This window comes from Litoribacter populi (genome assembly GCF_007483685.1).
Lineage (GTDB): Bacteria > Bacteroidota > Bacteroidia > Cytophagales > Cyclobacteriaceae > Litoribacter > Litoribacter populi.
Genome location: NZ_VMKN01000001.1, coordinates 3343251 through 3354023, shown reverse-complemented (window position 1 = coordinate 3354023; position 10773 = coordinate 3343251). Strand labels below are relative to the sequence as shown.

Here is a 10773-nt window from a genome sequence, read left to right as displayed (position 1 = left end):
AAAACATTAACGTACCATACTATGAAAAATATTAAGAAAATTGCTCTGGTTAATTTTTATGCACTTGTAACAGTTGTGGCTATTTATTCAACCACCATGATGTTGGGCTTGGATTTCGGATTCTCCTCTGTCTCCCTAATACCTACCTTATTGTTGCTAGTTGTTCCTCAGGCCGGTTTTATCTATTACTTGACCAAGGAAGCTAACCCAAAGAGACAAGAAGCTATGGCATAATATTCTATTCATTGGAATCAAAAGCCCCAGGTAGAGATACTTGGGGCTTTTTGCGTTAATACCAAACACGACTTTTCCCTAGGCGTATCCTCTGAATCTGATCATAGCCGGGCTTACACCTGCCTCCTTTATTCCCCTCAGCAGCAAATGCTAAAGCAGTCCTTAACCAAACAAAATTCTGAACAGTCTTTGAACAATTACCGATCAAGTACCGATTACCTATCGATCTGCCGGTAGTTAAAACAAATTATATTTGGGTATATTGGATGCTTGATATAAAATTAATTAACCTAAGGTCTTGCTTATTAGAATATTATGAGTATTTTAGTCCTGCTTTGTAGTCGCCTTTGGGCCAAAGGTAGTTTTTTGTGAGAAATGGGGGCGCAGATAAGGTGCTTTGAGTTTTTTTGAATTTAGTATTTTTCATTTATCTCTCATTATTATGGCAAAAGCAGAAGGCGCCGGCAAGGATTTTCGGGGCAAAAAAGGTAACAGCATTTATTACAAGGTCAAGGGCAAAACCTATGCAAAAGAGGTTTCGGAGAAGGAGCCCAAGGAAAGGACTCCCTTGCAGAAACTTTATATCAGCAAATTTTCCCAAACCAACACTTATCTGTCGAGGATAAAGGAGGTCATTGATTTTGGATTTCAGGATGCTGGATCGGGAATGAAGTTTCCGATTGATGTGGCTTCAGGGCAGGTCATGAACAATGCTTTTCGAGAAGAACCGGGTCGTTTTGTATTACAACCAGAAGATGTTTTGATTAGTATGGGTGTCCTAACTGGGCCAAACGGAGGAAGTGTGAGGTGGATAGAAGAGGATAGCAGTGTTCTCTTTGAGTGGGAGGATAATTCCGGGATGGGTAGTGCTAAGTCTACCGACAGGGCTCTACTGTTGCTTTATAATGCCGAGGATGGAAAGAGCTTCTACGTCCTACAAGGAAACCGAAGAAAGGAGGGGAAAATGGAAATAGGGATTTCCTTCCCGCAATTGCATAAGGGAAAGCTCCATGCTTATATGGCATTTTCGGCTTTTAACCGCGGAAGAAAGAAATACAAAATATCCAATAGTGTTTATCTCGGTTTGATCTAAACGAAAAGCAGCCATGGCAATACAAAAAAGTGGACAGCGGTTTATAGGGGCACTTGGGAAATTGACCTATTATAAATCAAATGGGGTGTACTTGGTCAGGGAAAATGGTGGGAGTGAGCGCTCTTACATCATGGAGCACCCCAAAATGTCCAGGGTACGTGAGAATTTTGCAGAATTCGGAAATGCAGGCAAGCAGGCAGCCGAGATATTAAAAGCGCTGAGAGACTCCATTGTGCGTGGCTCGGACAATGAATTTTTCAACCGCTTAGTGACTATCATGGTGAAAGTGGTAAAATCTGATCCCACCAAGAGTAGAGGGAAACGCACCGTTCTGAATGGCGATCTCAATCTTTTGGTAGGGCTTCGACTCAACAGGAAAGTCGGTGTGCGAAATGCCGTTATGACTCCTTTTTATCTACAATTTGAGGAGGATGGATTAACCATATTTGTGCCGGATTTGATCCCTGCACGAGACATGCATACAAGACCAAATGCCACCCATTTCAGGTTTTATCTGCAGGCCGTTTCTTTGAGCTTTCAAAAAAAAGACCAATATGACGGTGTTTTGTTTGAAGGGGAAATGCTCCCTATAGATGATGAAACATACCATATGGAGTTTAAGCTCCCGACCACGCAGCTTGAGTACCCCCATATCATCTACCTTTTCGGCATTGAGTTTTTTCAATACCTATGTGGGGAATACCATCCGGTGGCAAACCTTAATTCCAACGCCTGCGAGATTGTAGCAACCGATGAAAGGGCAGAAGTTGATGAAGAGTTTTAATTCCTGATTCCTGCCAGTTTGAGGATAAAAGCATACTCCATCGCCAATTCTTTGAGGCTGTTAAACCTTCCAGAGGCGCCCCCATGCCCTGCTTCCATGTTTGTATAGAGGAGTAGCAGGTTGTCGTCGGTTTTTAACTCCCGAAGCTTTGCGGCCCATTTGGTGGGTTCCCAATATTGGACTTGGCTATCGTGGAGGCCGGAGGTGATCAATAGGTGAGGGTAGGCCTTTGCCTCAATATTATCATATGGAGAATAGGAAAGCATGTAATCATAAAACTCCTTGTTTTTGGGATTACCCCACTCGTCAAATTCTCCCGTGGTCAAGGGAATACTCTCGTCAAGCATGGTAGTAACCACGTCAACGAAGGGAACCGCCGCAATAATGCCGTGGTACAATTCTGGTCGCATGTTCATCACTGCACCCATCAGAAGCCCTCCAGCACTGCCTCCCATGGCGTAAAGGCGGTCTGAAGAAGTGTATCCCGAGTCGATCAAAAACTCGGAGCAGTCAATGAAATCTAGGAATGTATTAATCTTTTTGAGCATTTTGCCTTCCTCGTACCAGTTGCGGCCCATTTCCTGACCGCCCCGGATGTGGGCAATGGCAAACACAAACCCTCTGTCCAGCAAACTTAATCTGCTGGAGCTGAAAACAGGGTCGGTGCTAAAACCATAAGAACCATAGGCATATTGTAGAAGCGGGTTTTGCCCATTTTGATTAAATAGGTCCTTTTTGTAGACGATCGAAATGGGCACCTTAGTACCGTCTTTGGCAATGGCCCATTCCCTCTTGGACTCGTATTCGGCAGGATCAAATCCTCCTAATACTTCTTGTTGCTTGAGTAGATATTTTTCACGGCTTTCCATATCATAGTCGAATGTGGAGGCCGGGGTGGTAAGTGAATTGTATCCGAATCTTAGAATATGGGTATCAAACTCTGGATTATGCCCAATCCAAATGGTATAGGTCTCCTCATTGATTTCAATGAAATGATTGGAGGCATTTCTCATGTTTCGGATTTGAATGCGAGAAAGACCGTTGAATCTTTCCTCAAGAACCAGATGGTTTTTGAAAACCTCAAAACCTTCCAAAAGTACCTCCTCACGGTGAGGGATTATTTCAACCCAATTCTCCATGGCTGGATTATCAACCGGAGCTTTGTCAAGCTTGAAATTTATAGCTTGATGGTTGTTAAGGATTAAGAAATGTCCATTAAAATGTTCCACCTCATATTCCAAATCCCGTTTTCTCTTTTGGATCAGATGGATATGCCCATGCGGTTCATTGGCATCCAAAAACCTGTACTCTGAAGAGACAGTGCTCTGTGAACAAAAGAAAATATATTGTTTAGACTTCGATTTGGATACAAAAGTAGTGAAGGTGTCGTCTTTTTCTTCGTAGACGAGTTCATCTTCCACTTGCGGTGTACCCAAAATGTGCTTATAAATTTGATAGGAGCGAAGGGTATCTTGATCCTGCTTGGAATAGAACAGGGTCCTGTTATCATTGGCCCACACAAAATTTCCGGTTACCTCAATGATTTCATCTGGCAAAAATTCACCGGTTTTCAAATCCTTGAAACGCAGACTGTAAATCCTTCTTCCGATAATATCCTGAGCAAAAGCCAATAAATTTTGGTTTGGTGCTACACCTACTGCACTTACATTAAAGTAGTCACAATCCTCGGCCAGAAGGTTTTGGTCCAGAATAATTTCTTCTTCTGCTTCTAAAGATTCTTTTTTACGACAAAAAACCGGGTATTCGCCACCTTTTATATATTTGGTATAATAGTAAAAACCGTCCTTAAAGTAGGGAACACTTTCATCATCCTCTTTTATCCTACCTTTCATTTCCAAGAAAAGCTTTTCTTGAAGCCCGATAGTATCTGCTAACTGTGCATCCAGATACTGATTTTCCTCATTCAGGTAATTAATCACATCTGAATTAGACCGGTCATTCATCCAGTAGTAGTGGTCTACTCTGGAATGCTGGTGCATGGAAAGATTCTTGGCTATTTTTAATGCTTTAGGCTTATTTAAGAGATTGGTTTCCGCTATGTTCATATATGGATTTCGATCAACTGTTCCTTTAACGTTCGGGCAAAAATAAATAGTTCGGCTGGGATTATTTAGATTAAGTAAAAATAATTTGTCATAGATTTGAACTTACTGTATACGTTGAATTTTGTTTTTAAATGGTTATATTTAACAGTAAGATTATGTGTTAATATTATTTTTAACCAAACAAAATTTTTATGACATTTATCAAAGAGTTTAAGGAATTCGCGTTACGCGGCAATGTTGTTGATTTGGCAATAGCTGTTATAATAGGTGCGGCTTTTGGTCGGGTGGTTACTTCAATGGTCAACGATATTTTAATGCCACCTATAGGACTTGCATTGGGAGGTGTTGATTTCAAAGATCTGATGGTCGTACTTAGGGAAGCCTATATCGATCCTGCTGGGGAAACGATAAGCGCTGTTACCGTTAATTATGGCAATTTCATTCAGCAGGTTGTAGATTTTCTGATTATAGCATTAATCATATTTATGATAATTCGCTCCATGGTACGGATTCAGAAAAAAGAGGAAACTGCACCAACACCCCCACCGGCACCTTCCCGGGAGGAAAAACTTCTAGAGGAGATTAGGGATCTTTTGAAAAGAGCCTAACTTTTGAAAAAATGGACTATTGTACAAGTATACCTATAGTCCATTTTTTTATTTATTGAAGGCGTATCGGATTTGCAAGTTGCTTTCGGTTAGCTTTGAACCATTTATTTCTTGAAGTCCCGAACTGATTACATCCCTATCAGTAAAGGTGGTACGTGCCAAACGCCCCCATACAGTGAGTTTGGGACTGATTTTATATTGCCCCAGCAAATAATATCGCATACCTTGGCCATAATAAGCGGGGATGGAAAATGCCCATAATACGTTCTTTTCATATACGTACTGTCTGTTATCATAGTCGTCCGTATCAAACAGGGCAATCCGTCCGCTTATCGAGGTCTTTTGAGATTTATAGGTCAAATCCTGCAATATGGTGTAGCCTCTGGTTTTTTGCCCTTCAAAATCATAACTGCTGAACTGGACCCTCGACTTGATGCTCCACCGGCGATCTATGACCAAATCTAAATTTGCGGTAGTATTGAAGCGTTTTGCCTTTGAAAGAATATGGCCTGATGGGCCAACTGGAGTATTCCGGTGATTGCGGTCCTTGCTTTCTTCTCTGGTTTGGACAAAAATTAAGATTTGTCGGCTAGGGGAATAAGTGATGCGTTGCAGCCACTCATAACCCTCAGAAGGTGCATAAGCTTGGAACCTTAGCCATGGAAATCGGAATTGGTCATAATACCCCGACCAGGTTACCTTTCTCCTAGGTTTGGCTTGTAAACCTATGTAAAAACCAGTTTCATTGATAGGTCGACTGCTTTCACCAAAGCCATTCCCATAAAAGGTATGAAAGTTCTTGGCATAATTTCTATAAAGTAAAGACAAATCTATTTTTGGACTTAGGCTGCTCATCAAGCCTACTACTGTTCCCATTCCACCGCTTTTCGAACGGGCGGTTTCTCCGAAAAGAAAATAGTTTTGATAGTTGAAGTTAAAATACATGCTTTGCAAATGGTTCTGTTTTCCTCTAAACTCAAAGCTATTGTAGATTCTTTCTTGTCGATGAAAAGATTGGCTGTATTCTGTATATAGTGCATTAGCTCCCATTTGAAAGGAACGGTTAAGCGAAGTGTAATGAATATTTCCGCCCAAATTATGCTCTCGCAGCTGGGCTTTTTGAGCTATTTCATTCGGGGTGCGGTGAAGCCCACTTAGCATTAAGGATGAAATAAAAGCCTCTTCTCTCTCAAGGGTGTCAAAGCTCACTTGCACATTTCCGTCCCTTGGCGTTGAAGATGCTAAAGCGGTGATTTCAAACCGGCCTTCTTTTCGGGTGAATGCTGCACCACGGAAAAAACCGAACTCCAATACTGAAGTATAAGGCCTGATGCCCAAAGTGCTCCTTCGAACGGTAGTAATTGCCTCAGCACCTTTTCCGACGGAAAATCCCGATCCAAATACCAATCCCTGACCAAATTGCAATTGATAGTCCCCCAAAGCCAATGTTTTCCACTTTCCTTTATTAAAGAGTGTGAAATGATAGGATAGAAAATTGAATCCATACCGCTTTGAACTGGGTTCCCAAGTGAATTGCTCTCCAGGATCTTTATCAAGGGTTAGGCCTACGCTGAAATCTTTGGCATGCTGCATTCTAAAGCGCACGTAGAGGTCATTAGGGTCTCCAAGGTATCTACTGCTCAGATTGCCATTGGAGAGTGTGTCGGGCGCTGTGTAACCTTTTCTGGATTCCCAGACACGACGATGCCGGATCATGAGGTAATTGTCCCTGTCATTTGCAATTCGATTCAAGAGATTACCTGTAAATTGGTTTTCCCTGTCTTCAAGAGTTACAAATGGTACTAACCTGTAGATGGTTTCCAAATCAAACTCAGGTATAGCCTGAAGTTCATAGATGGTAAGCAAGGGGCCGAATAATGACCGATAGTTAATAAATTCAATGATTTGCAACGGGGTCAATAAATACAATGATTGCAGCTCCTCGGCAGAGACTTTATTTAGATGCAATGGATTTAGAAGGAGTTGAAGCAAGCTTTCATAAAGGTTTTCGTAATCAAGCTCTTCCTCTTGAAAGGCAAATAACTCCTCAGCAAATTTTTCCAAATCCACTTCTTTTGGCTTAAAGGTTTGGGCTGAAGCTAAAACAGCCGAAAAAGTGAAAATCAATGCGAACAACCATTTCATTGGCCAAAAAGGAGATTAAATGAAAAATGGTGGGTGAAGCCAAGTTTATAATTTTGGCTCAAGGCATAATCAATTTGGTATTTTCTGGGTCTGAAGCCAATTCCGAAAAAGAGGTTGTTTGGGTTGGAGTTAAAACCCATTCTTCCTTGAAGCTTTTCCTGAAAATCATACTCCATTCCAACTTTCAAAATGGGTGGTAAGAGTATGTCTTTTTCGGCTTCCACATTGAAAGTCAGATGCTCGGATGGTTTTATGGATAAGCCTGCTTTAATTATGGTGGGAAAAGTGTCATTGGTAAGCTTGCTCATTTTTGCTCTTGAAAAATTGTAAATATGGGCTCCAAAGAACAACTTGGGCGTCAATTCAGCTACTCCTCCGAATTCGAAAATAGGTACACCACTTCTTCCAAATTCCTCCATGTTTGTTTGTAGGTAATTGACTTTTAATCCAAAACTTCCGATTCCCAACTTGTTCGAAAATCCCAAACCCACATTTTGTTGATTGAAAAGCTGTCCTCCAAAATGGCTGACATTGAGTCCCCAATTCCCTTTTGGGGTTACCATGGCCATACCGGCCGAAAGTGTGGTTAGTTCAGAAAGATTTAGACGGTGATCAAAGCCAAAGAAGGCCTGGGAAGATTCTAGCCTGCCCAGTGCTCCGATATTGTTGAAAAGGCTGTAACCATCTACCAAAGTTGTGTGGGAATTCCCCATGCCCATACTGCGGGCCCCTGAAGGGTAGACCTCCATTCCCGATTGAGCGAGAGAAACTAAAACACAGCAAGTCCATAAGGACAGGGTCATCCATGCAGCAGGCTTCATAAAAAAAATGTCTGGATAAGTGGAAAAAAATCGGAAAGTAATTTACAATAAATTTACTATAACCACTTGATATTAAACGACTAAATTAGAAGGGAGCTCTAAAGTTTATGAAGAAGTTACCAAATCCGAGATTGTTAACAGAGTATTCAAACCTGAAGACTTGGTCGTAAAAGGTGACCAAATCCAATCCTAAACCATACCCATACAAATACCTATTCGTCAGGCGGGCATTTTCTGGCAAATTGTTTCGGTCCTTTACATGCCCGTGGTCAAAGTTGGCGCTCAGATAAAGTCGTACCGGAAAAGTAGATAAGGCATCCAATGGGACAAAACTTGATATATCATAGGCTCTATTGAACAACTCATATCTTAAGCTGTTTTTGTGAGCGATGGTTTGCTGACCCTCGATGACATTTAGTTCATAGCCTCTAATGAAATTGGGTAAATAACCAACACCTCTAACCAAAGTATAGGGTTGCCGGGGGCTCAGGTAGGTGGAACCAGAAACACCTGATACAAAATGGAACTTAGGCGTCAACCGTATGTATTTATTCGCAATCACCGAAAATTCGGTTTCATTGACATCGTCATTTGAAAACAGCCCATATCGGGTCAGGCCTACATTCAATACTTGACCCTCGGTAGCATAGGCGACATTATCACGCTTATCGTGTCGGTAGCTGTAACTGGCCGAGAAAAAGCGCAATTGATTGTCATCATGTTGAAAAAAGTCTGGATTTTCGGCAAGCACATCCTCATGGATGGAAGTCTGGTTGTAACCTACTGTTACATTGTGAAAATTATAAAAACTTCCCCGATAGGTATACTTGACGTTAGCCGCGATATTCTGCCTCAGTACATCTTCATTGTCATTGGTGTAAAAGACCTGCCTATTGTCTGCCGAACGGATAGGTATAGTTTTCATTGTGAAATAAGTGACCTGGGCTGCAAGTCCGTGTTGTTGGTTTCTATCAATATAGGGCTTAGAATAAGTGATATCGAAAGCTTGAGTAAACCCAAATTGAGCCAATAACTTTAATTTTTCATTCCTTCCCCCCACATTATCGTGGTTAAGTTTCACACCATAGTTGACTCTAGAAAAATCCCTATTTTGGTTGACCCACCACTCCGAAAAATTCCGGTCTGCTAAGGTGAAGATAACACTCGGAATCACATACCAGCGCTCTTTCACAGTTACTAATATTTCCACTTGGTCATCCTCAACAAACAATGGGGTAACTTCTACTGAGGTAAAAAGCTGAAGGTTGTAGATTTTCTTTTGGTCCTCAATCAGCAAGGAAATAAAATCCTCCCAGTCATATGTGGTCCGGATTTGTATATCCATTTCCCTAGATATAATGCTTTTCCGGGTTTTTTCATTTCCAATGATAAAAATATTGTTTACTGTCACTTGTTCTGGAGCCATGGGATCCATAGCCAAAGAGTCTAAATCTTGCGCATTCAAGACGACTCCTGAAGCAAAACTCAGTAAGAAAAGCGTGATATATTTCCAGTATAACTTCAAATGGGTTTTTGTATTTAATAAATCAAAATTAGGAACTAACTTAGGCAGTTGAAACTTAATTACCTAAAGTCAGAATTAAATAAACGTGCCTTCTGGGTTATTATTTAACTAAGCAAAGCTGTAGGAAATTCAAAGCTATAATATCGAGTAGGATAAACCAAAACTGAGTGAGCACCATCATCAAAAAAATCGCCATATTGCCCGTATTGTTTTATCAATACTTTATATCCCCATTGTTGCCTCCTATGTGTCGTTATACGCCAACTTGCAGCCAATATACCAAAGAAGCCATATTAAAACATGGAGTTTTTAAAGGTGGATGGTTAGGTTTAAAGCGGATTGCCCGATGCAACCCGCTTGGTGGTCATGGCCATGACCCGGTACCTTAAAGCTCGGTTTGCTTTTTCCTCATTGCCAAAATGATCAAGACAAATCCTCCCAACACAGCAGGTATGCTTAGTACCTGCCCCATATTCAATGTAAGCCCTTCTTCAAACTCCACCTGATTTTCTTTTAGGAATTCCCAGATAAACCGCATCCCAAACACTGCCACAAGGAATATCCCAAGGTACAAGCCTTCAGGAATTCTATTCTTATACTTTACCCAGCCTATATATAATCCAATAAAGATCAGCAAATAGGAGATGGCCTCGTAGATTTGAGTAGGATATTTAGCAATACCAAAAGTGTGAATGGTAGCCACGTAATGATCACCACGGTCTTGCAATGTATAATTCAACGGTGTATCCGCAGATTCGGCCAGGTATTTTTGTGAGCTTCTAAACTTGGTCAGTACATATTTGACATCGGTTTCCAGAGCTGTTTTCAAATCCTTTTCCTCATAGGTCCCTTTTGCAATTTCTATGTCAAAATTTAAGGGAACGATTCCATTGCCAGTCAATTCATCCTCGCGGTTATCCGGCTTATAGGCATTTACCTCTAGGACTGGTATCCTCAATGTTGCCAACGTCTCTTCAGCATCTCTTGCAAAAACGAATCCAGAGTCACTATCGGTAGCTTTCCCGCCTATTTCAGAATTCATCAGGTTACCGAACCTTATTAGACAACCCACAAGTGCCACTACGATCACAATCCGGTCAACCACCCATAAATAGCTTTGTCCAGGGGTTTTTCGTACATACATCCATAAAGCTAAAAGGATGGCGATAGCAGCACCATGGCTTGCTAAGCCGCCTTCCCAGACTTTAAGAATGTCAAGTGGGTTGCTGAAATACTTGTCAGGCTCGTAGAAAAGCACATGCCCTAATCTGGCACCCACAATTGTAGCTACCACCATATAGATGGTAAGTTTATCCACCAATTCAGGATTGTGATTCTCCTTTTTGAAAATATAAATCATGATCTGCTGGCCAATGATGAACCCTATGGCAAACAACAAACTGTACCACCTCAACCTTTCAAATCCCGGAAAAACGGCAGGGTTGGGGCTCCAAACAATGTAATCTAAAATACTACTGACCATGATTTAAAATTTTT

At 41.3% G+C, this 10773-nt stretch carries 10 protein-coding genes; 5 read left to right on the top strand and 5 right to left on the bottom strand.

Annotated features, from left to right (window positions below):
* The first annotated feature begins 21 nt into the window (after positions 1-21).
* From FPL27_RS14565 to FPL27_RS14555, 3 genes are all read left to right on the top strand, one after another.
* A complete protein-coding gene (locus FPL27_RS14565) occupies positions 22-234 on the top strand; it encodes a hypothetical protein (protein ID WP_143961785.1) in 213 nt (70 codons plus the stop codon).
* A 442-nt stretch (positions 235-676) separates the two neighbouring features.
* Positions 677-1327, top strand: a complete 651-nt coding sequence (locus tag FPL27_RS14560) for a DUF6266 family protein (RefSeq protein WP_143961784.1) — start codon at positions 677-679, stop codon at positions 1325-1327.
* Positions 1328-1340: 13 nt separating this feature from the next.
* Complete coding sequence (locus FPL27_RS14555) at positions 1341-2111, top strand: hypothetical protein (protein WP_143961783.1); 771 nt, start codon at positions 1341-1343, stop codon at positions 2109-2111.
* Here FPL27_RS14555 and FPL27_RS14550 read toward each other — a convergent pair.
* Positions 2108-4177 carry a S9 family peptidase gene (locus FPL27_RS14550; RefSeq protein ID WP_143961782.1) on the bottom strand — a complete coding sequence of 690 codons (2070 nt, stop codon included), beginning with the start codon at positions 4175-4177 and terminating at the stop codon, positions 2108-2110. The two genes, FPL27_RS14555 and FPL27_RS14550, sit on opposite strands and share 4 nt — an antisense overlap.
* Positions 4178-4368: 191 nt before the next feature.
* Between FPL27_RS14550 and mscL the strand changes: the two genes are divergently transcribed.
* Positions 4369-4785, top strand: a complete 417-nt coding sequence (mscL, locus tag FPL27_RS14545; protein WP_143961781.1) for a large-conductance mechanosensitive channel protein MscL — start codon at positions 4369-4371, stop codon at positions 4783-4785.
* 48 nt (positions 4786-4833) lie between these two features.
* Here mscL and FPL27_RS14540 read toward each other — a convergent pair whose 3' ends face one another.
* The 3 genes from FPL27_RS14540 to FPL27_RS14530 form a co-directional block, all read right to left on the bottom strand.
* A complete protein-coding gene (locus FPL27_RS14540; protein WP_143961780.1) occupies positions 4834-6930 on the bottom strand; it encodes a ComEA family DNA-binding protein in 2097 nt (698 codons plus the stop codon).
* Complete coding sequence (locus FPL27_RS14535) at positions 6927-7751, bottom strand: PorV/PorQ family protein (RefSeq protein WP_235893446.1); 825 nt, start codon at positions 7749-7751, stop codon at positions 6927-6929. The genes FPL27_RS14540 and FPL27_RS14535 overlap by 4 nt, the downstream gene beginning before the upstream one ends.
* A gap of 85 nt (positions 7752-7836) precedes the next feature.
* Positions 7837-9276: a BamA/TamA family outer membrane protein gene (locus FPL27_RS14530; RefSeq protein ID WP_394348513.1), complete on the bottom strand. Its 1440-nt coding sequence runs from the start codon at positions 9274-9276 to the stop codon at positions 7837-7839.
* 167 nt (positions 9277-9443) lie between these two features.
* On the opposite strand from FPL27_RS14530, the gene yidD reads away from it, so the two are divergent.
* Entirely contained in the window at positions 9444-9665 is a 222-nt protein-coding gene (gene yidD, locus FPL27_RS14525; RefSeq protein ID WP_143961779.1) for a membrane protein insertion efficiency factor YidD, read from the top strand.
* Here yidD and FPL27_RS14520 read toward each other — a convergent pair.
* Positions 9662-10759: a prolipoprotein diacylglyceryl transferase gene (locus FPL27_RS14520; RefSeq protein ID WP_143961778.1), complete on the bottom strand. Its 1098-nt coding sequence runs from the start codon at positions 10757-10759 to the stop codon at positions 9662-9664. The genes yidD and FPL27_RS14520 overlap by 4 nt on opposite strands.
* Positions 10760-10773 lie beyond the last annotated feature (14 nt).

Excerpts from the sequence above, each read along its gene's own strand:
- mscL (WP_143961781.1), top strand. The coding sequence starts at position 4,369 with ATGACATTTATCAAAGAGTTTAAGGAATTCGCGTTACGCGGCAATGTT.
- FPL27_RS14550 (WP_143961782.1), bottom strand. The coding sequence starts at position 4,177 with ATGAACATAGCGGAAACCAATCTCTTAAATAAGCCTAAAGCATTAAAA.
- FPL27_RS14520 (WP_143961778.1), bottom strand. The coding sequence starts at position 10,759 with ATGGTCAGTAGTATTTTAGATTACATTGTTTGGAGCCCCAACCCTGCC.
- FPL27_RS14540 (WP_143961780.1), bottom strand. The coding sequence starts at position 6,930 with ATGAAATGGTTGTTCGCATTGATTTTCACTTTTTCGGCTGTTTTAGCT.
- FPL27_RS14565 (WP_143961785.1), top strand. The coding sequence starts at position 22 with ATGAAAAATATTAAGAAAATTGCTCTGGTTAATTTTTATGCACTTGTA.
- FPL27_RS14535 (WP_235893446.1), bottom strand. The coding sequence starts at position 7,751 with ATGAAGCCTGCTGCATGGATGACCCTGTCCTTATGGACTTGCTGTGTT.
- FPL27_RS14560 (WP_143961784.1), top strand. The coding sequence starts at position 677 with ATGGCAAAAGCAGAAGGCGCCGGCAAGGATTTTCGGGGCAAAAAAGGT.
- FPL27_RS14555 (WP_143961783.1), top strand. The coding sequence starts at position 1,341 with ATGGCAATACAAAAAAGTGGACAGCGGTTTATAGGGGCACTTGGGAAA.